Here is a 20,687-nt window from a genome sequence, read left to right on the forward strand (position 1 = left end):
CAAACCGTGGTGGATCACAAAAGCTGAACAATGTTGGTGACAATTTAGTGCGCTAAGCAGAGAGGATGAATGAAACGACTGCAAAATGAATTGACCTCGCTGATTAATCGCGGGGTTGATCGTCATCTGCGCCTGGCGGTAACCGGATTAAGCCGCAGTGGTAAAACGGCTTTTATCACTTCGTTGGTAAATCAGTTACTTCATGCCCACCACGGCGCGCGTTTACCGCTGTTCTCCGCACTACGCGAGGGACGTTTACTCGGAGCTAAACGTATCCCTCAGCGCGATCTTTCCATCCCCCGTTTTAGCTATGATGAAGGTTTGGCTCAACTCTATGCCACTCAGCCTGAGTGGCCAACGCCGACTCGTGGGGTGAGTGAAATCTGTTTGGCACTGCGTTACCGTTCGACAGATTCACTACTGCGCCATTTCAAAGACACCGCGACACTCTATTTGGAAATTGTTGATTATCCTGGAGAGTGGCTGCTTGATTTACCAATGCTAGAACAGGACTACCCGAGTTGGTCACGGCAGATGGTCGAATTATTGCGTGGCGATCGTGCGCAATGGGCAGAACCGTGGTTGGCGTTGTGCCGGGATCTCGATCCTTTGGCCGCTGCCGATGAAAACCGCTTGGCAGCCATTGCCAATGCCTACACCGACTATCTATTACGCTGCAAACAGAATGGGTTGCATTTTATCCAGCCCGGCCACTTCGTATTACCCGGTGATTTGGCTGGGGCTCCAGTGTTGCAATTTTTCCCCTGGCCAAATTCAACGGCGTTAACCAGTACACAATGGGCACAAGCTGATGAACAGAGCAACATCGGCGTGTTACGCACACGGTTCAACTACTACTGTCAGGCAGTGATCAAAAAATTCTATCGTGAACACTTCTCACAGTTTGATCGGCAGATTGTACTTGTTGACTGCCTACAGCCATTGAACCGTGGCCCTGAAGCATTTAACGAAATGCGCCTGGCATTGACGCAACTGATGAAGAGTTTTCATTACGGTAAGCGCACGCTGTTTCGTCGTCTATTCTCACCGACAATTGATAAATTGATGTTTGCTGCGAGCAAAGTCGACCATATCACTGCTGACCAGCACGGAAATCTACTCTCACTGCTCAGACAGTTAGTGCATGATGCTTGGCAAAATGCTGCTTTTGAGGGCATCACGATCGACTGTGCCAGCCTGGCTTCGGTACAAGCCACGGAAACAGGTAGTGTTGAACACCAAGGAGCGCGCGTTCCGGCGCTAAAAGGGCACCGATTGAGTGATAACACGCCACTGACGCTGTTTCCTGGTGAAGTACCGCCACGCTTACCTGCTGCTTCTTTTTGGCAGCAACAGGGATTTCATTTTGAACAATTTCGGCCACGGATAATGCCTGTTGATGCCCCATTGCCACACATTCGATTGGATGCAGTGATGCATTTTCTGCTGGGGGATAAATTACGATGAATGATCAGCTAAAAGGGCGGATCGATTTTACATCATCTCCGCAACTGGAACACTCTTCGCAGTTGCGTACTGGAAGCGCTTTTAGTCAGCCAGCGAGTGAGCAGTTTGTTCCATCGCCACCGGATGATGGGTTGGCGTCGCAACAGGTGGAGCAGATCATGCATAGCGCACTGTTACCTAAACGCAGTTTGTGGCGAAAAATGGTCACTGTGGCGCTGGTATTGTTTGTGGTTAGTGCGCTACTACAGAGTGGGCAATGGCTCTATCACGCTTGGCAACAACAGGATTGGGGGGTGCTTGTTGCTGGCGGAGCAACAGCGCTGGTGCTGTTTGCCACAGTGGGAACGGTGATTGCCGAGTGGCGACGTTTATACCGGTTACGCCATCGCAATCAGATACGTGATCAGGCAAGGGAGTTGCTGCAGAGTCACGACGTGGGCAACGGGCAACTGTTTTGCCAGAAATTGGCGCGTGAAGCGGGTTTGAATGCAGAACATCCGGCATTGCAGCGCTGGCGGTTATCACTGCATGAAAGCCAGAGTGACGGTGAGGTATTGACGTTATATGCTCAGATAGTTCAGCCAGAGATTGATAGCCATGCTCGGCGTGAAATTAATCGCTCAGCAGTAGAATCGGCTTTGATGATTGCGGTTAGCCCACTGGCATTATTGGATATGGCGTTTATTGCCTGGCGGAATATTCGGCTGATCAATCGTATTGCTGGATTATACGGTATCGAATTGGGCTATTTTAGTCGGATCCGTCTATTGAAACTGGTGTTACTCAATATTGCTTTTGCTGGAGCCAGCGAATTGGTGCGCGAAGTGGGTATGGATTGGATGTCTCAGGATATGGTTGCTCGCCTTTCCACTCGTGCTGCTCAAGGGATTGGGGCCGGATTGTTAACTGCACGACTGGGAATTAAAGCGATGGAACTTTGTCGACCACTGCCCTGGTTGGCTGATGAAAAACCTAAACTTAGTGAGTTTCGCCATCACTTGCTTAGCCAACTGAAGGAGACGGTAAAAAGTAGTGGCAGTAAAGCATAAGTGGCAGTAAAGCATAATCAGAGAGAACGACAAGGCGTGGCTGATTGAGACAAAGTGACTGGATTTGTAACTCACCATGAGCAGCAATAATAGGCTGCTCTTGGTTTTTAAATTGGTCATAGGGGCTGTTTGTTAGTTGAAAATAGCAATATGTTAAAATTAACCAGATATAAGTTTTGCTTTTTTTTGATTTTAACATATTGATGTAAATTGAAATGCGTTAAAGATGTCAACTTTTACTGACAGATAACTTCTTCTGCGTCGGCTGAGAGGGTATTATCATCCGCAGTACTCGTAAAGATGAGGCCAATATTGATGCGCTTAGAAGTGTTTTGCCAAGACCGTCTCGGTCTTACCCGAGAGTTACTTGATCTTTTGGTATCACGCAATATCGATTTGCGCGGCATAGAAATCTACGCTGCTGGCCGGATCTACCTCAAATTTTCTGAGCAGGATTTTGACAGTTTTCGCACTTTGATGGCGGAAATTCGCCGAATTAGCGGTATTAGTGATGTTCGTACCGTGAGCTTTATGCCTTCTGAACTTGAATTAGGGGCGTTAAGGACATTACTACAGGCGCGCACAGAACCGGTATTGGCAATAGATATCAAAGGGCGTCTGGTGTTGGCAAATAGCGCAGCGCTGCAATTGTTCCAGATTTCGCAGGATAAGATTTCACATCAAACCCTGGCACAGTTGATCAATGGATACAATTTTGGCCGCTCTTGGGATAGTGAAAATATTCAGGTTCATACTGAGCAAGTGCTGATCCGCAATCAGAAGTTTTTGATGGAAATTACCCCAGTTCAGCCTGAAGAAGAGGAGGCACCTGGCCTGCCGATTGGCGCATTGGTCACATTCAACACGGTGGCTGCTAAGCGCAAGTCTGCTGAGCAAGCGCTGCAAAAAGTGGCAGAATTTGATCAGATCATTGCCGTGAGTGCAAACATGCGCCAGGTGTTGGAACAAGCACGCAAACTGGCCATGCTTGACGCACCGTTGTTGATAGTCGGTGATACTGGCACCGGCAAGGATATGTTGGCTAGGGCGTGTCACCTACACAGCACACGTGGCCAACAACCCTTTTTAGCTCTCAATTGTGCCGCACTGCCTGACGATGTGGTTGAAAGCGAGCTGTTTGGACATGCTCCTGGTGCCTATCCTAATGCGATTGAAGGGAAGAAAGGTTTTTTTGAACAAGCAAATGGTGGTTCGGTACTGTTGGATGAAATTGGCGAGATGTCACCACGAATGCAGACTAAACTGCTTCGTTTTTTGAATGACGGTACATTTCGACGTGTGGGCGAGGAACATGAGGTTCAGGTTGATGTCCGCGTGATTTGTGCGACACAGAAAAATCTGATCGAACTGGTGCAGAGTGGCGCGTTTCGTGAAGATCTCTACTATCGACTGAATGTCTTGACCATTCATTTGCCACCTTTGCAGGAGCGTTTGCAGGATATCATGCCGCTCACTGAACTGTTTGTTGCACGCTTTGCCGATGAACAGGGGGTTGCTCAGCCGAGATTGGCTCCCGGCCTTGATGAATTTCTGATCCAATACAGTTGGCCAGGTAATGTGCGTCAGCTTAAGAATGCTATCTATCGTGCCTTGACACAGATGAACGGCTACGAATTGACAGCAGAAGACATTGAACTACCAACATTTGATGTCGATATGTCGTTCGGTGACGATGTGCTGGAAGGCTCATTGGATGAGATCAGCAAACGTTTTGAACGCTCGATTTTAACCCGCCTTTATCGTGCCTACCCAAGTACCCGTAAGTTGGCTAAACGCTTAGGGGTTTCTCATACGGCGATTGCGAACAAGTTGCGTGAATATGGATTAAATCAGCGTAAGTCTCCGAAAGGTGATAAATAAATGCTGATCTGCAAGTGATACAACTTGATAGTCACGCTAGACTTTCTGTTAATGCTACAGAAACAGAGGGGGGGCAATGGAGACAATTATTGGGCGTGAATTACAGGTTGTTGATGCAACTTATGCTTGTCAATTCGATGGTAAGGGGGGATGTACCCCGATTGATAATGAAGAGACTGCGACCAGTGAGAAGCCCTGCTGGTTACACTTGGATTATCAGCATCCAGCGAGCATAGACTGGATATCGACGACAGCAGTGCTACCTCAGTTAGTGAGAGAACCGTTATCGGGTGCCAGCACAAGGCCAAGGGTAAACCGGCTATCAGAAGGAATGATGCTTACACTGCGAGGCATCAATTTAGACAGTGACTCACGTCCGGATCAATTGGTCACGGTACGCATCTATCTTACTGATAAATTAATTGTTTCTACCTGCCATCGAAAATTTTACGCTATCGAAGCCGTGATGAGTGATTTGTATAATCACAGTGGAGCCAGTTGCACTGCGCAGTGGTTGGTGGAAATGATTGATGCTTTAACTGACCAGGTAATTGAATTTATTGAGCAACTTCATGATCAAATTATCGATCTTGAAGATGCATTACTTGAGCAGCTCATTCCTGAACGTGGTCAACTGGCGTTAATTCGCAAGCAACTGATTGTGTTGCGTCGTTATATGGCGCCTCAGCGCGATGTGTTTTCTCGCTTGGCAATAGAACGTCTTGCTTGGATCACTGATGAACAGCGCTATCGTCTGCAAGCCTTAGCGGATCGATTAGGGCGGGGATTGGATGATGTCGATGGCAGTATTGCACGTACCGCCATTCTGGCGGATGAAATTACCGTACTAATGGCAGATGCGATGAACCGGCGCACTTATACCATGTCAATCATGGCGATGATCTTTCTGCCGACCACATTCCTAACTGGACTGTTTGGTGTAAACCTCGGAGGCATTCCTGGTAATGCCAGCCCAGTTGCTTTTGCTACCTTTTGTGTATTACTGCTGTTGCTGATTGCTATTGTGGCTTGGTGGTTAAGACGCAGTAGGTGGTTGTAGGTTGTCGTGGTGGTAAAAAAGCAAAGATTGAGCAATGTCAACACTCACAACGGCAGAAGCGAGTACTGTCACTGGCGCAGGTGAATACAACGCTAAGCGATGGGCGTTGTGCTCGGTGATTGTCTTACTTCTCTATTTTGTTGTTGTCAAATAGCAGGTTTCTTCATACTATGCCGACAGTTATGTCGGCATTTTTTTCGGTCTGTATCTGTCTTATCCGCACTGGAAATCTGGGATGTAACCTAATCCAATCTGCCAGTTAACTGACTGTAGTATCCCAGAAACTGGCTTCGATTTTGTGTCCATCCAAGTCACGCACGAAACAACCATAGTATGCATTACCATACAGGGGACGTGGCCCTGGTGCTCCATCATCTTTAGCACCAGCGGCTAATGCCTGCTGATAGAAATCATCAACCTGCTGTTTGTTAGCGGCAAAAAAAGCGATATGAACGCCATTTCCAGTGGTAGCAGGTTGACCATCGAACGGTGCTTGTATCCAGAATTCAGGGAACGCTTTGCCATAAGCGATAGCGGCTGGATATTCGAATAGACGTTGGCAACCGAGTGTGCTGAGCACACGATCATAAAATTGAGCTGCTGCCTCGAACTGATTGGTGCCTAATGAAACATGACATAGGCAAGGTGTAGTTGTACTCATAATGCTCTCCTTTTCACTGTATATATAAACAGTATTCATTACTTTAATACTACTGCCAATCAACTTGCTTGATAAATGTGAACTGCTTCACGACTTTTTATTTTGATCGGCAAGTCGATAAAAACGGGATGGCAGAATTGAGAGACTATGCTGGTGGGATTGGCAAGCGTTGTTAACTCTATGAGAAAAAATGGAAAAAAACAGAATGTAAAAAAACAGCGCCTGGGTAAAGAAGCAACCCAGGCAAATTTAGCTTGAATCAAGACAGATTATTTGATCTCAACAATCTCTAAACGCAAATTATCATCATCGTCTTCTTGCCAGCGTTGCGTTTGAGCAGGTAACTCTTCGCGATCAAAAGCCAGATCGCCCCCATGCGCTATGGCATCACCATGAGCGATTGACTTAAAGTCAAACAGCGTACCGTCACACAGGTGCGATGGCACCACATTTTGCATTGCGCTAAACATAGTCTCAATTCGCCCGGGGTAGCGCTTATCCCAGTCACGCAGCATTTCAGCGATCACTTGGCGCTGCAAATTGGGTTGTGAACCACAAAGATTGCACGGAATGATAGGGAACGCTTTGGCGATAGCAAAACGTTCAATATCTTTCTCTCGGCAATAAGCGAGCGGCCTGATGACAATATGTTTACCATCATCGCTGATCAGCTTCGGCGGCATCCCTTTTAGTTTGCCACCGTAAAACATGTTTAATAGCAGTGTTTGTAGGATGTCATCACGGTGATGACCTAGCGCGATCTTCGTGGCGCCTAACTCACTGGCCGTGCGGTAGAGAATGCCACGGCGTAGGCGTGAGCAGAGCGAGCAGGTGGTTTTTCCCTCAGGAATTTTTTCTTTCACGATGCTGTAGGTATTTTCCTGCACGATTTTGTATTCAATACCTAATTTGGAAAGGTAATCAGGCAGAATGTGCTCAGGAAAACCAGGCTGCTTTTGATCAAGATTGACAGCAACCAATGAGAAATTGATTGGGGCACTTTGCTGAAGGTTACGCAGGATTTCCAACAGGGTGTAGCTGTCCTTGCCACCAGAGAGACAGACCATAATGCGGTCGCCTTCCTCAATCATGTTAAAGTCGGCGATCGCCTCGCCGACATGACGGCGCAAACGCTTCTGCAGCTTATTCAGGTTGTATTGCTGTTTTTGATTTAGCACGGGCTTCTCTTGCGGGTATCAGATTCACGGTAATGATGAGCGGTATGGTACCGATTGCATCGCTGAATGTCAGTGCTTAGTGCATTTTTTCCTTGTGATGATCACTTGGCTCGATGGTGTGATGTGCGAGTGTTGACAACAATTTCAATCACCCTACAAGCGATCGGGGTGATAAATATATTTACATTATTTCTTGATTTGAAGTATTCCCATTCAATTAACGCTTCTTCTGTTATCTACTTTATTTATTTTTTTGTTACAAAATAAACCATTATGTCACTGGATAGTCACTTGATTGACCTGATGCTGTATTGATTTGCTATTAATACATAAGTAATAATTAATTTATTAATGGAGGTGATTTTACAGGGTGATTCAGTGCCGAGGCACATCAGGTAAATTTTTTATTTGGGCTATTAGCCAGGGGAATGAATGACTGTTTTTGATCGGTGATAGTTAAAATCAGCCGCCTGGTGTGCAGCTCGTCAACCAGAATATAACCAATGAGATGATAGATATGGAAAATCGGACAGCCGTGTTATTACGCCGTTTAAATGAGTTTTCTGCGCGTGCATTAGAAAGTGCCGTGTCATTGTGCCAAACACGCGCACACGCCCAGGTGACGCCGGAGCACTGGTTATTAAAGTTACTTGAATTAGGTGAGGGAGATTTAACGGTGATCGCACGACGTTATGAGTGGGATCTGGAAGCGATTTGGCAAGCACTGCTGCAATGGCTTGAACAGCAGCCGCGATCTGTGCGGAGTAAGCCAGAACTCTCCCCAACACTACAGCAGTTACTGACACAGGCTTGGCTGATGGCGACATTGGCAGACGATCACCAGATACGCAGTTATCACCTGCTGGCAGCGATGATTGAAAACCCAAGTTTGGTTAATTGTCATGGCTTGTGGCGATTGCTAACCGTAACTCCAACGCAACTTTCCAGATTACGCCCAATACTTGATGCGCAATCAGACGAAAAAATTGAGCCTGGATCAGCGCAAGTCGCTACTTCAGTCCATGTTGCTCAGCAGCCTGGTGAAAGTACAGGCGTGGAAAAAGCCGCAATCACCTCCCAGCAACCCGATGCCAGTTTAACGCGTTTCACCATTGATGTGACTGCACGAGCCAGAGAGGGAAAAATTGATCCGGTATTTGGCCGTGATAGTGAAATCCGCCAAATGATGGACATCCTCTGTCGTAGAAGAAAAAACAATCCGATCTTGGTTGGTGAACCCGGTGTCGGTAAAACCGCGTTAGTCGAAGGTTTGGCACTGCGCATTACCGAGGGTAATGTTCCTGAAAGCCTAAAAAGTGTCACCTTACGTACGCTGGATTTAGGTCTGTTACAAGCTGGAGCGGGTGTTAAAGGCGAGTTTGAACAACGGTTGAAAGGCATTATCGAGGCGGTACAACAATCCACCACTCCGATTTTATTATTTATTGATGAAGCACATACCATTATTGGGGCAGGCAATCAGGCGGGGGCTGCTGATGCGGCGAATTTATTAAAGCCAGCACTGGCACGCGGTGAACTACGGACGATTGCAGCAACTACTTGGAGTGAATATAAGCAGTATTTTGAACGTGATGCGGCGCTTGAACGGCGCTTCCAGATGGTAAAGGTTGATGAGCCCGATGATCAGACAGCTTGTTTAATGTTACGTGGCTTGAAAGCACGTTATGCCGAACATCATGGTGTTCACATTAGTGGTGCAGCGATCCAGGCGGCGGTGACGTTGTCACGTCGTTATCTGGCTGGACGACAACTGCCGGACAAGGCAGTCGATCTGCTCGACACAGCGGCAGCACGAGTGCGCATGAGCCAGGATACGCTCCCAGAACCACTGACAGTGCTACAGGCAGAATCGATGGCACTTGAGATGGAACAACAAGAACTCCTTCAAGATCAAAAAGTAGGTGGCCAGATCGATACTGCTCGCATAGCAGCGATTGAACGACGTCAGCTTGAATTGCAGCAGCAACAGCAGCAGTTGAGTAAGCAGTTTGAAGATGAAAAACAGTTGGTTGAAAAGCTAAAAGCGTGTCGCAGTGGTGACATGAGCCACGCTCAACAGCGTGCACTCTATGCTGAACTGGACACTCTGCATCGTGGCAATCCACTACTGACACTCGATGTTGATGCGCGTGCAGTCGCGGCAGTGATCGCAGACTGGACCGGAGTACCGCTATCGAGTCTATTAAAAGATGAACAAAATGACCTGTTGATGCTGGAACAACAACTAGCGCACAGGGTTGTTGGACAATCGACAGCACTCAACGCAATTGTGCAGCAGCTACAAGCGGCGAAAACCGGTTTAAGCGCAGAAAATGCACCACTGGGCGTATTTTTACTGGTGGGGCCGAGTGGGGTAGGCAAAACGGAAACGGCACTGGCGCTAGCGGATACACTTTATGGCGGTGAAAAATCGCTAATTACGATTAATCTTTCTGAGTATCAAGAACCACACACAGTTTCACAGTTGAAGGGCGCACCGCCGGGATATGTCGGTTATGGACAAGGTGGTGTGCTGACCGAAGCGGTGCGTAAGCGACCGTACAGTGTCGTGCTGCTGGATGAGGTAGAGAAAGCCCATCGCGATGTCATCAACCTGTTTTATCAAGTGTTTGATCGAGGATTCATGCGCGACGGAGAAGGACGAGAAATTGATTTCCGTAATACAGTGATATTAATGACTGCCAATCTCGGCAGTGAGCAATTGATGCAGCAACTTGAATTACAACCTGAAACAACAGAGAGTGAATTGCATCAGTTACTGCATCCTATTTTACGTGCCCACTTCCAGCCGGCGCTGTTGGCGCGCTTCCAAACTGTGATCTATCGTCCGCTCGACCAGCAAGCGATGCGCACTATCGTTGAGATGAAGTTGGCACAAGTCTGCCAGCGTTTGCAACGCCATTACGCAATCAGCACGGAGATAGGGGAACAGTTGAGTGTTAACCTCACGGCCGCCTGCCTGTTACCAGATAGTGGCGCGCGCAATATCGATAGTCTGCTCAACCAGCAAATTTTGCCGATCCTGAGTCAACAGCTGCTTTACCGTTTGTCGGAAAAGCAGCCGTTAAGTAGATTACTACTTGATTGGGATGAGGAAGAGGGGATAGTGTTAGAGTTCGGCACCGAGTAGGTTCTGACACTATCGAATCAGTCTACGCTAGACGCCAGGTGCAGTGGCGGACGGTGCTCAGACACGCCTTAGCTGAAATTTTTCATCCAACAGAAAGAACGACATTATATACTGCTAAAAAACCCAGTGACCTTTCCAGGATGTCGTTGGGTTTTTTATCGCGATAGCTTCTACTTTATATTTTTATTAGCCGATATCTAACGCTATTTCCCTCGGTTGTTATTATTTGTGAATCCAGGTAAAAAAATCTAGCAATAACAAATTACTTCTTGGTATTTTTGCTTTTTATAGTGAAATTGACTGCCAATGTCGATTGCTGTGACAGTTTATAGCTATTTTAATTTGTCAAAAGGTCGTATAGAATCCGTTTCAAGCTCTTCAGAGTGGAAATGATCGGAGAAATAATTATCACAACACGGAAAGTATGGTGTTGATTTTAATTGCGACTATCGTTAAAAAGAGCGTCGTTCGTTGACTTTTTTGTTTTTTAAATTTTTTCATATAAACCAAGGGAATGAATATAACATGTCTACTAAAAAAAATGTAATTCTGGCCGTACTGTTTTCATCTTTAGCCGGTAGTGCAATGGTCGCTAATGCTGCTCCTTATGCAGAAGTACTGTTGTATGGTGTTATCACTAATAGCACCTGTGACGTGGTGGCGAATAAAGGGCAGGCAACATTGAATGTTGGTGTCTTCAAAACCAAAGAGTTCGCTGTAGATACACAAACAGCGCGCACTGTCGCTTTACCGGTTGAGTTGACTAACTGTGCTGGCGATGAAGTGGGGGAGTTGATCATTCAAGGACAGGCATCAGGTAATAACGAGAATCTTTTTGTCTCTAAAGCTGATAATACTGTCGGGTTTATGATCAAAGGAAATGCTAATCAACAAGTTCAGGTCGGCAAAGGTGTCACTGTTCCGGTTAGCAAATCGGGGCCGAACAAGTATGAGTTCCGTGTTGGTATGGGCTCGACTACTGCGTCACCAAAAACAGGTAATTATAGTGTTCCAATCACTGTTGCTTACATCGTTAACTAGCGTGTGACTTTGACATTAGACTATACAACGCCGGAAAATTCCGGCGTTTTTTTGCGACAAAGATAAGTTAACTCTCTGCTTTTTTTAATAAACTGAATATAAAAAGCAATGATGAGGCTAAAACTACGGAAGGGCCTGCGGGGGTATCGTAATAGGCTGAAAAAGTAAGACCCGCCGTTGTTGCTATCATTCCGACGGTTATTGCATACACGGCCATCTGTTCAGGCGTGCGGGCAAAACGACGAGCCGTTGCGGCTGGAATGATAAGCAGTGAAGTAATAATTAAAGCGCCAACAAATTTCATCGCTAAACCAATCGTTAGCGCGGTAAGCAGCATTAAAATGATGCGTGTCCGTGCCAGATTGACGTGATCAACATGAGCCAGTTCAGGGCTGATGGTTAATGACAGCAGATTACGCCATTGCCAGCACAATACCAGCAACACAGCACCAACACCGAGTGCAATGATTGCAAGATCGTCATGGGTAACAGAGAGTAGATCACCAAACAGATAACCCATCAAATCAACGCGTACATTAGCAATAAGTGCAACCACAACCAGTCCTAGAGACAGTGAACTGTGAGCGAGAATACCCAGTAGCGTGTCAAGCGAGAGTTGCGGATAACGCTCCAGCCAAACCAGTACCAGAGCAAGCAAAATCGTGACAGCAACAACCGCATAGAATGGATTGACATTAAGTAACAAGCCGATGGCGACACCAAGTAGAGAAGAGTGTGCTAGGGTGTCGCCAAAATAAGACATGCGCCGCCAGACAACAAAAGAACCAAGTGGGCCTGCGGCAATAGCCAGTAGCACGCCGGCTAGCCAGCCGGGTAATAACAGTTCAATCATCGGTGCTGCTCTCCGTTTTTTTTAGAATGATGCGGCCATGCAAATCGTGACGGTGATTATGGTTATGGCGATAAATGGCTAAGTGTTGGCTACCAAGCTGGCCGAACATAGCGATAAATTCGGGGTGCAACGAAACCACTTCAGGGGTGCCAGAGCAGCAGATGTGCTGATTAAGACAGAGCACTTCGTTGGTTTTTGCCATCACTAAGTGAAGATCATGTGAAACCATTAAAACAGCACAACCCAGTTCAGCGCGTAGCTCTTCAATTAAATCGTAAAGTGCTATTTGTCCGCTAACATCAACGCCTTGAGTAGGTTCATCTAACACCAATAGTTGTGGCGAATTTAGTAAAGCACGTGCAAGCAGTACACGTTGGTTCTCTCCGCCAGAGAGTTTTTGCATCGGTTGATCAATCAAGTGTGCTGCTTGGACACGCTGTAAGGCAGGTAGAATATCGGATTTGCCAACCCCAGGCTTAAGTTGCATAAAACGCTTAACAGTCAGAGGTAACGTGCTGTTAAGGTGAAGTTTCTGTGGTACGTAACCAATGCGTAGGCCTGCTAGTGACGTTATCTCGCCTTGCGTAGGGCGAATCAAGCCAAGAACAACACGGACTAAGGTTGATTTACCGGCACCATTAGGCCCCAGCAAAGTTAAAATATGCCCTGAATGCAACTCAAAAGAGATGTTTTTTAATATGTTGCGATCGCCGAATGACACGGAGATATTTTTTAGTGTTACCAATATTGACATGATTCAGTTTACATCTTGCAGAAAAAAACGAATGTTATAATATCACATTTTCAATGTGAGATAATGGAGTTTAGCAAAATGGTGCAAAAACGTAACTGGCTGCAAGCGGCAGTGATTGCTGCTACGCTAACTATAGTTGAAGGGACAAGTGCTGCAGTCGTGACTACAGTCCGACCTTTGGGATTTATTGCTTCGGCCATCACTGATGGCGTAACAACAACGGAGGTGTTACTGCCAGATGGTGCCTCGCCGCACGATTTTTCTTTACGTCCTTCCGATCTTCAGCGGCTGCGTAATGCGGATCTTGTGCTGTGGGTTGGGAATGATATGGAAGTTTTCTTGTCCAAAGCGATGAAACAGATCCCAGCCAATAAACAACTGGCGTTGAGTGAGTTGGAGAGTGTTAGAAAGATTTTGATTAAAAATGATGATGACCATCATGACCATCATGACCATCATGACCATCATGACCATCATGACCATGCCGCTGTAACCAATAGGGATAACCATCATGATGATACAGAACATCAACAGAATGAAGATGTCGCGCACAATCATCAACATGGTGAGTATGATATGCATATTTGGTTGTCACCAGAAGTGGCAAAAATGGCGGCAGTAGCAATTCATGCGCGGCTGTTGGAACTTATGCCGGAAAAAAGGGACAAATTAGACGCAAACCTTCATGAATTTGAGGAACGACTAGCGCAAAATGATAAAAATCTTGTTAGAATGCTTAAGCCTGTGCAAGGTAAAGGGTATTTTGTTTTTCATGATGCTTATCGCTACTTTGAAAGGCATTATGGTCTAGCGCCATTAGGGCACTTTACCATTAACCCCGAGATTCAGCCTGGCGCACAGAGTTTACACCAGATCAGGAAAAAATTGCTTGAGCATAAAGCAGTTTGTGTTTTTGCCGAGCCACAGTTCAGACCAGCCGTGGTCAATGCGGTCGCTAAAGGTACTCAGGTTCGTTCGGGAGTGCTGGATCCATTGGGAGTCGATATCGCGTTAGGGAAACATAGTTATGTGCAGTTTCTTACCGCGCTATCTACTCAGTACGTGAGCTGTCTGAAGTAGAGATTATAAGGATAATATTGAGTGCAGAAGATAGTACGAACTATCGCTCTGGCGTATAACAACCTGCCACGACCTCATCGCATTATGCTGGGGTCACTAACAGCGGTTACCTTGGTCGTAGCCGCTTGGCGGCCTTCTGTTTATCATCCAGAGAGTAGCTTTATTGTAAAAAGAGCAGCTTTAGAGCCTGAACAGTTAAAGGCACTGCTATTGCCAGAAGCCAATGAAGCAGTAGATGTTGCGCAACCGATTCAAGTGACAGACATTCTGCACGACGAACTGGAACAGAAAGCAACAGACGACATCAATGATGATGAAACCAATGACGATGTGCGCGATGATGATCGCGACGAAATTCACAGTGCCACCCATGAGTATATTGTCTCTAGCGGTGATACCTTGAGTAGCATCCTCACCCAATATGGTGTCACGCTGTCTGATGTTGCTTTGTTGGCATCACAAAACAGCGGGTTGAGTAATTTGGTGATTGGTCAGCAACTTTCTTGGGAAAGCAACGAGAAACAGGAACTACAGCGTTTGACCTGGCAAGTTTCGCGTCGTGAAACCCGCGTCTATGATCGGGTCGGAAATGTGTTTGAAGAGACACAAAAGATCCAGGAAGGCGAGTGGCGTAACGTTGTGCTCAGTGGTCAGGTGAGTGGCAGTTTTATCGACAGCGCCACCGAGGCTGGCCTATCTCGTGCTGAAACCAATGCCGTAATTAAAGCATTACAATGGCAGCTTGATTTCCACAAATTGCGCAAAGGTGATCAGTTCACGGTGTTGCTCTCGCGTGAAGAGTTTGATGGTGAGAGTGAACAGAGCCAACTGTTAGCCGCACGTATGCGCAGTGGTGGTAAAGATTATTATGCAATCCGTGCCGATGATGGCAAATATTATGATCGTCAGGGTGCTGGGTTGGCGAGTGGATTTATGCGTTTCCCAACCGCTAAACCTTATCGTGTCTCTTCGCACTTTAACCCGCATCGGGTAAACCCAGTGACAGGGCGAGTTGCGCCGCACAAAGGCGTTGATTTTGCGACCCCGATAGGGACACCAGTATTAGCGGTCGGCGACGGCGAAGTGGTCACGGCCAAATACAGTGGTGCGGCAGGCAACCATGTCGTGATCCGTCATGGACGTCAATACACAACGCACTATATGCATTTACAGAAGCTGTTGGTGAGCCCAGGCGATAAAGTGAAACGTGGTGATCGTATCGCCCTTTCTGGCAATACCGGTCGCTCTACCGGGCCTCATTTGCACTATGAACTGCGCATTAACAAACAGCCGGTTAATCCGCTAATGGCTAAATTGCCATATGCCGAAGGCTTAAGTGGTGAAGAGCGTGCTAACTATCTGGCACAAGTGAAAGAAGTTGTATCTCAGTTACAGCTTAACTAACGATTGTGTTGCCTTGGTTAGCGGCTTTATCGGTTAAAGCCGGATGCCAGCATTGAAGCATGAGTTGACCAACAGTGATTAACTCCGTATTGTCGACTCCCCAGCTATTCTTTTCTAACTGATAGCTGGGGACACGTTTGATGTGGTGTAACAACACCACTGAAGCGTTGTGTCAGTGAAACAATGGATTAGCCTTAAGGCTAAAACATTCGTGGTGCTGCCTTCTGTAGGCATTCAGTTAAGAACAGGTTCATGCAAGAAAATAACAGAATCAACAACATTGAGTTTATTCCCCAGTTTGAAAAATCTTTTCTCCATCCGCGTTATTGGGGGGTATGGCTCGGTGTTGGCCTAATGGCTTTGGCCTCATTACCGCCAGCCCGGTTTCGTGATCCCCTACTAGCATCTCTTGGCCGTACAGTCGGTAAAGTAGCGAAAAGCGCTCGCCGTCGTGCCCGCATCAATCTACTGCTCTGTTTGCCAGATTTATCTGAACAGCAGCGAGAACAGATCATCGACGATATGTTTGCCTGCGCACCGCAGTCGATGATATTGATGGCGGAATTGGCACGCAGTAAAGCGGAAAAAGTATTAAAACGTGTCGACTGGCATGGCGCAGAGATCTTGGACAAAATCCGTCAGGAAGGGCGCAACGTGATCTTCCTGGTACCGCATGGATGGGCAGTGGACTTACCCGCGATGTTGTTAGCTGCCAGTGGTCAACCGATGGCAGCGATGTTTCATAATCAGAGCAATCCGCTGGTGGACTACCTGTGGAATGTGGTTCGACGCAAATTTGGTGGTCGGCTACATGCACGTAATGATGGCATCAAGCCATTTATCAGCTCAGTGCGTCAAGGTTACTGGGGGTACTACCTTCCTGATCAGGATCACGGGGCAGAACACAGTGAGTTTGTTGACTTTTTCGCTACCTATAAGGCAACCTTACCGGCAGTTGGTCGACTCATGAAAGTCTGCAAGGCAGCAATTGTGCCGCTATTCCCGGTCTATAACAGTAAAACCAGCAGATTAGCGATCTACATCCGCCCACCAATGGACGACCTGCCAGCTTTGGATGATGTGGCGATTGCTAGACGAATGAATCAGGAAGTCGAACACCTGATTTCACCGAATCTTGAACAATATACCTGGATATTAAAGCTATTAAAAACCCGTAAAACAGGTGAAATTGAGCCATATTCGCGCCACGATTTATAACTAGTTACACTCTCAGTGAATAGTTATTGCTGAATAATCAAGTTATTGTTATTTATTGATTTATTTTTCAGTCTGCATTCGGTGATCAAACCATTTGCATTTGGTTGATTATATGTTTAATAAAATAGGCTTTACTTGAAATGATTGCATGACTATACTCTCGCCAAAATTTAAACAGAGGAAATAGCTTGGACAGTTTTAGTCGTCACAAAATGATTTAAGGCAAGCTAACCAATCTATTTTGATTTGTTGCTTGCCGAACATGGCGGGCAACAGCACTTCATCTATATCTGAGCTGTATAAACCCGAACTTTATTACATCGACTTCATCACCCTCTTTTGATGAAGCGTATTGATTCGGAAATTATTATGCTACTTTATTGCCAAAATCTTTTCCCTCCCGGCATAGCAACGATGCTGCACTGATATTTTATCAGTACACTTTGCTCTGTGCTTATTGATCAGGGTGAGATAATGAGTTTTTAGCTAACACATTGACTGATGATTATTTTGAGATTGTCCACAGTGCCAGCTATTGCTGTGCTGTTATTGGGTGATTTATATAAAATAAAATCAATGTCTGTTAATAATAAACTTCATACAGCTCTCCTGCATGTCAGCACATGATTTGGCCTCTTTTATAGATAGGAAAATCATGATGATAACTTCTCTTGCTCCAAACGGATTGCTGGCGAACAGTCTCGGCGCTGTGCTTGGCGGTGAAAAGGCATACTGCGCTATGTCGAATTCATTTGGCGGCTAGCATAAGTTCAGTGAATTGGCACATTATTATTGAGTTTGCTGGTTTAATTATAATTAACATCCACTCACAGGTGGATAAGGATATTTTATGGACGAGCACCCTAGATGTTTCATTATTTTGCGTTGTTAACAAAATAATTATGCTAACAACGCTTATTGGGATGGGGAAGTGCAAGCATGAAAGTTTATCGACTGAGCAGCGGAAGAATAGCCAATAAAATGGAATAAGTAATCAGTTGAAAAAAGTATATTCATGCTGCACCCAAACTATTCAACTGTTTATGCAAAAACACCAGAGAATAGCGTTATGGCTTATATAAAAGAAAACAATCGTGGTCGTGATAAAAAGCGTGATCCGTATCTTATTGCACAAGAAGCAAAAAATAGCCTTGAGCAAACCTTGGTTAATCTGAATTGCAACCGGAGCGGATTAACGCAGGAAGATGCAAAAGAGCGGTTACAATCGGTCGGTGTCAATCAAGTCGCACACGAAAAAGCACCTCATGCATTCGTGCAGTTAGTGAGTGCATTTAATAATCCATTTATCCTAGTACTGATGATATTGGCAGGGATCAGTTTCTTTACCGATTATTGGCTGCCAAAGCAGCAGGGTGAAGAAACTGATCTTACCGGTATCATTATTATTTTGATCATGGTGACACTGAGTGGTTTGTTGCGTTTCTGGCAGGAGTATCGCACCAATAAAGCAGCAGAATCACTGAAATCGATGGTACGCACTACTGCAACCGTGTTACGCCGTCACACCGCAAACAGCCAGACACAGGCGATCGAAATTCCGATCCGTGAGCTAGTACCTGGCGACATCATCCGCCTCTCCGCTGGTGACATGGTGCCGGCAGATGTGCGACTACTCAGCTCACGCGATTTGTTTATCAGCCAAGCGATTTTAACGGGTGAAGCGATACCGATCGAAAAATATGATGCCTTGGGCAATGTCAGCCAAAAATCGACCGAAGCGGCAGTAAATAATCCAGCCAGTGAAAATGAACTGCTGGAACTCTCTAATATCTGCCTGATGGGAACCAACGTTGCTAGTGGTACCGCCACTGCGGTAGTGGTGGCTACCGGCGGAGAGACCTACTTTGGCTCACTGGCCAAATCGATTGTTGGAACACGCTCGCAAACTGCTTTCGACCGAGGTGTCAACAGTGTTAGCTGGTTGCTGATCCGCTTCATGCTGATCATGGTGCCGATTGTGCTGCTGATCAACGGCTTTACTAAGGGTGACTGGAGCGAGGCAGCCCTATTTGCTTTAGCTGTCGCAGTAGGGTTAACACCAGAAATGTTGCCAATGATTGTCAGCTCCAACCTGGCAAAAGGGGCGATTGCGATGGCACGCCGCAAGGTGGTGGTTAAGCGATTGAATGCCATTCAAAATTTCGGTGCAATGGATGTATTATGTACCGATAAAACCGGCACTCTGACACAAGACCGCATCATTTTGGAACACCACTTGGATGTCAACGGCAGCAGCGATAACCGCGTGTTGCATCTGGCGTGGCTAAACAGCTTCCATCAAAGTGGCATGAAAAACCTGATGGATCATGCGGTGATCCGTTTTGGCCGTGGCAAACCGGGGATTGATGCCTTGGGGCGTTACAGCAAAGTGGACGAGCTACCCTTTGATTTTGTCCGCCGTCGTCTCTCTATTGTGGTTCAGGATGAACAGCACCAGCAGATACTGATCTGCAAAGGCGCCGTCGAAGAGATGCTGGCAATTGCCACCCACATACGTGTTGCACAGCAGATTGTCGAGCTTGATCCTGCGCGTCGTGAGGCATTACAGACACTGGCCTGCCAATACAACCAAGACGGATTCCGTGTTTTGGTACTGGCGACGCGAGAGTTTGGACAACAGGGCTGCCAGTTACCGCTCAGTGTCGCAGATGAGCGAGATCTGGTAATTGAAGGGTTACTGACCTTCCTTGATCCGCCCAAAGAGAGCGCACAAGAGGCAATTGCAGCACTACAGGAGAATGGCGTCGCGATAAAAGTCTTGACGGGTGACAACCCGGTGATCACCTGCAAAATCTGCCGTGATGTTGGATTAGAGCCTGGTGAGCCACTGTTAGGGCCGCAAATTGAGCAGATGGATGATGCCGAACTGGCACGCGAAGTCGAACAGCGCACAGTGTTTACCAAACTGACACCGCTACAAAAATCACGTGTACTGAAAATGCTGCAAGCAAATGGACATACCGTTGGTTTTCTCGGTGATGGCATCAACGATGCCCCAGCGTTACGTGATGCCGATGTCGGTATCTCGGTTGACACCGGCACGGACATAGCCAAAGAGTCTGCCGATATCATCCTGTTAGAAAAGAACTTAATGGTACTGGAAGCGGGAGTGATTAAAGGACGTGAGACCTTTGGCAATATCATCAAGTACCTCAACATGACCGCAAGCTCTAATTTTGGCAATGTGTTCTCGGTGCTGGTTGCTAGTGCATTCATTCCATTCTTGCCGATGCTGGCGATCCATTTGCTGCTACAGAACCTGATGTATGATATTTCTCAGCTCTCTCTGCCGTGGGACAAAATGGACAAGGAGTTCCTACGCAAACCACGCAAATGGGATGCGAAAAACATCGGGCGTTTCATGCTATGGATCGGGCCAACATCATCGATCTTTGATATCACCACGTATGCCCTGATGTGGTTTGTCTTTGCGGCAAACAGCATTGAGCATCAGGCGCTATTCCAGTCCGGCTGGTTTATTGAAGGGTTGCTATCACAAACGCTGGTCGTGCATATGTTGCGCACCCAGAAAATACCATTTATTCAAAGTACTGCGGCATTACCGGTATTGCTGACCACGGGTATTATCATGGCTATTGGGATCTATATTCCATTTTCACCGCTTGGTGCTTGGGTGGGACTACAACCCTTGCCGTGGCAGTATTTCCCGTGGCTAGTGGCGACGCTGGTCAGCTACTGCGTGGTGGCTCAACTGATGAAAACCTTCTATATCCGCCGTTTTGGCAAGTGGTTCTAACCTCATCTAACAGCTGGGGGCAACCCCAGCTATAACGGCAACGGAACGGCGAGTACTGGCAGAAAGTGCGCCTGGAGCCAGTGATAACTACCCATTTTCCTGTTCACTCAGT

14 protein-coding genes are annotated in these 20,687 nt (G+C 46.6%); 10 read left to right on the forward strand and 4 right to left on the reverse strand.

What is annotated here, in order from left to right; genetic code table 11:
- Positions 1 to 69: 69 nt before the first annotated feature.
- From EOJ37_RS04670 to zntB, 4 genes are all read left to right on the forward strand, one after another.
- Positions 70 to 1,467, forward strand: coding sequence for a YcjX family GTP-binding protein (locus EOJ37_RS04670; RefSeq protein ID WP_127958318.1), 1,398 nt, complete (start codon positions 70 to 72; stop codon positions 1,465 to 1,467).
- Positions 1,464 to 2,516 (forward strand): YcjF family protein, encoded by a 1,053-nt coding sequence (locus tag EOJ37_RS04675; protein WP_127958320.1) that lies wholly within the window; start codon positions 1,464 to 1,466, stop codon positions 2,514 to 2,516. Before EOJ37_RS04670 ends, EOJ37_RS04675 begins: the two co-directional genes overlap by 4 nt.
- A 315-nt stretch (positions 2,517 to 2,831) precedes the next feature.
- The gene (gene tyrR, locus EOJ37_RS04680; protein WP_127958442.1) at positions 2,832 to 4,397 is read left to right on the forward strand and encodes a transcriptional regulator TyrR; all 1,566 of its coding nucleotides are present in this window, start codon (positions 2,832 to 2,834) and stop codon (positions 4,395 to 4,397) included.
- Positions 4,398 to 4,473: 76 nt separating this feature from the next.
- A complete protein-coding gene (zntB, locus tag EOJ37_RS04685; protein ID WP_127958322.1) occupies positions 4,474 to 5,457 on the forward strand; it encodes a zinc transporter ZntB in 984 nt (327 codons plus the stop codon).
- Between the two features lie 259 nt (positions 5,458 to 5,716).
- Here zntB and EOJ37_RS04690 read toward each other — a convergent pair whose 3' ends face one another.
- On the reverse strand, positions 5,717 to 6,118 hold the full coding sequence (locus EOJ37_RS04690; protein WP_127958324.1) for a VOC family protein: 402 nt from the start codon (positions 6,116 to 6,118) through the stop codon (positions 5,717 to 5,719).
- Positions 6,119 to 6,387: 269 nt separating this feature from the next.
- Entirely contained in the window at positions 6,388 to 7,296 is a 909-nt protein-coding gene (ttcA, locus tag EOJ37_RS04695; protein WP_127958326.1) for a tRNA 2-thiocytidine(32) synthetase TtcA, read from the reverse strand.
- A 517-nt stretch (positions 7,297 to 7,813) separates the two neighbouring features.
- Between ttcA and tssH the strand changes: the two genes are divergently transcribed.
- Together tssH and EOJ37_RS04705 are read left to right on the forward strand one after the other, a co-directional pair.
- The gene (gene tssH, locus EOJ37_RS04700) at positions 7,814 to 10,447 is read left to right on the forward strand and encodes a type VI secretion system ATPase TssH (RefSeq protein ID WP_127958328.1); all 2,634 of its coding nucleotides are present in this window, start codon (positions 7,814 to 7,816) and stop codon (positions 10,445 to 10,447) included.
- A 525-nt stretch (positions 10,448 to 10,972) separates the two neighbouring features.
- Positions 10,973 to 11,488 (forward strand): fimbrial protein, encoded by a 516-nt coding sequence (locus tag EOJ37_RS04705; protein ID WP_155522478.1) that lies wholly within the window; start codon positions 10,973 to 10,975, stop codon positions 11,486 to 11,488.
- 67 nt (positions 11,489 to 11,555) lie between these two features.
- Here the strand turns inward: EOJ37_RS04705 and znuB are convergent, their stop codons facing one another.
- Both znuB and znuC read right to left on the reverse strand, forming a co-directional pair.
- On the reverse strand, positions 11,556 to 12,341 hold the full coding sequence (gene znuB / locus EOJ37_RS04710) for a zinc ABC transporter permease subunit ZnuB (RefSeq protein WP_127958330.1): 786 nt from the start codon (positions 12,339 to 12,341) through the stop codon (positions 11,556 to 11,558).
- Positions 12,334 to 13,095, reverse strand: a complete 762-nt coding sequence (gene znuC, locus EOJ37_RS04715) for a zinc ABC transporter ATP-binding protein ZnuC (protein WP_127958332.1) — start codon at positions 13,093 to 13,095, stop codon at positions 12,334 to 12,336. The genes znuB and znuC overlap by 8 nt, the downstream gene beginning before the upstream one ends.
- Positions 13,096 to 13,173: 78 nt before the next feature.
- On the opposite strand from znuC, the gene znuA reads away from it, so the two are divergent.
- The 4 genes from znuA (at position 13,174) to mgtA (ending at position 20,575) form a co-directional block, all read left to right on the forward strand.
- Positions 13,174 to 14,175, forward strand: a complete 1,002-nt coding sequence (gene znuA, locus EOJ37_RS04720; RefSeq protein WP_127958334.1) for a zinc ABC transporter substrate-binding protein ZnuA — start codon at positions 13,174 to 13,176, stop codon at positions 14,173 to 14,175.
- Positions 14,176 to 14,196: 21 nt separating this feature from the next.
- Positions 14,197 to 15,579, forward strand: coding sequence for a murein DD-endopeptidase MepM (gene mepM, locus EOJ37_RS04725; protein ID WP_127958336.1), 1,383 nt, complete (start codon positions 14,197 to 14,199; stop codon positions 15,577 to 15,579).
- 252 nt (positions 15,580 to 15,831) lie between these two features.
- Positions 15,832 to 16,797 carry a lauroyl-Kdo(2)-lipid IV(A) myristoyltransferase gene (gene lpxM, locus EOJ37_RS04730; RefSeq protein WP_127958338.1) on the forward strand — a complete coding sequence of 322 codons (966 nt, stop codon included), beginning with the start codon at positions 15,832 to 15,834 and terminating at the stop codon, positions 16,795 to 16,797.
- 1,069 nt (positions 16,798 to 17,866) lie between these two features.
- The gene (gene mgtA / locus EOJ37_RS04735) at positions 17,867 to 20,575 is read left to right on the forward strand and encodes a magnesium-translocating P-type ATPase (protein ID WP_127958340.1); all 2,709 of its coding nucleotides are present in this window, start codon (positions 17,867 to 17,869) and stop codon (positions 20,573 to 20,575) included.
- Positions 20,576 to 20,687 lie beyond the last annotated feature (112 nt).

This window comes from Serratia microhaemolytica, assembly GCF_004011885.1.
In the GTDB taxonomy this organism is placed as follows: domain Bacteria; phylum Pseudomonadota; class Gammaproteobacteria; order Enterobacterales; family Enterobacteriaceae; genus Serratia_G; species Serratia_G microhaemolytica.

Excerpts from the sequence above, each read along its gene's own strand:
- tyrR (WP_127958442.1), top strand. The coding sequence starts at position 2,832 with ATGCGCTTAGAAGTGTTTTGCCAAGACCGTCTCGGTCTTACCCGAGAG.
- lpxM (WP_127958338.1), top strand. The coding sequence starts at position 15,832 with ATGCAAGAAAATAACAGAATCAACAACATTGAGTTTATTCCCCAGTTT.
- EOJ37_RS04690 (WP_127958324.1), bottom strand. The coding sequence starts at position 6,118 with ATGAGTACAACTACACCTTGCCTATGTCATGTTTCATTAGGCACCAAT.
- tssH (WP_127958328.1), top strand. The coding sequence starts at position 7,814 with ATGGAAAATCGGACAGCCGTGTTATTACGCCGTTTAAATGAGTTTTCT.
- zntB (WP_127958322.1), top strand. The coding sequence starts at position 4,474 with ATGGAGACAATTATTGGGCGTGAATTACAGGTTGTTGATGCAACTTAT.
- mgtA (WP_127958340.1), top strand. The coding sequence starts at position 17,867 with ATGGCTTATATAAAAGAAAACAATCGTGGTCGTGATAAAAAGCGTGAT.
- EOJ37_RS04670 (WP_127958318.1), top strand. The coding sequence starts at position 70 with ATGAAACGACTGCAAAATGAATTGACCTCGCTGATTAATCGCGGGGTT.
- EOJ37_RS04705 (WP_155522478.1), top strand. The coding sequence starts at position 10,973 with ATGTCTACTAAAAAAAATGTAATTCTGGCCGTACTGTTTTCATCTTTA.
- znuB (WP_127958330.1), bottom strand. The coding sequence starts at position 12,341 with ATGATTGAACTGTTATTACCCGGCTGGCTAGCCGGCGTGCTACTGGCT.
- znuC (WP_127958332.1), bottom strand. The coding sequence starts at position 13,095 with ATGTCAATATTGGTAACACTAAAAAATATCTCCGTGTCATTCGGCGAT.
- znuA (WP_127958334.1), top strand. The coding sequence starts at position 13,174 with ATGGTGCAAAAACGTAACTGGCTGCAAGCGGCAGTGATTGCTGCTACG.
- EOJ37_RS04675 (WP_127958320.1), top strand. The coding sequence starts at position 1,464 with ATGAATGATCAGCTAAAAGGGCGGATCGATTTTACATCATCTCCGCAA.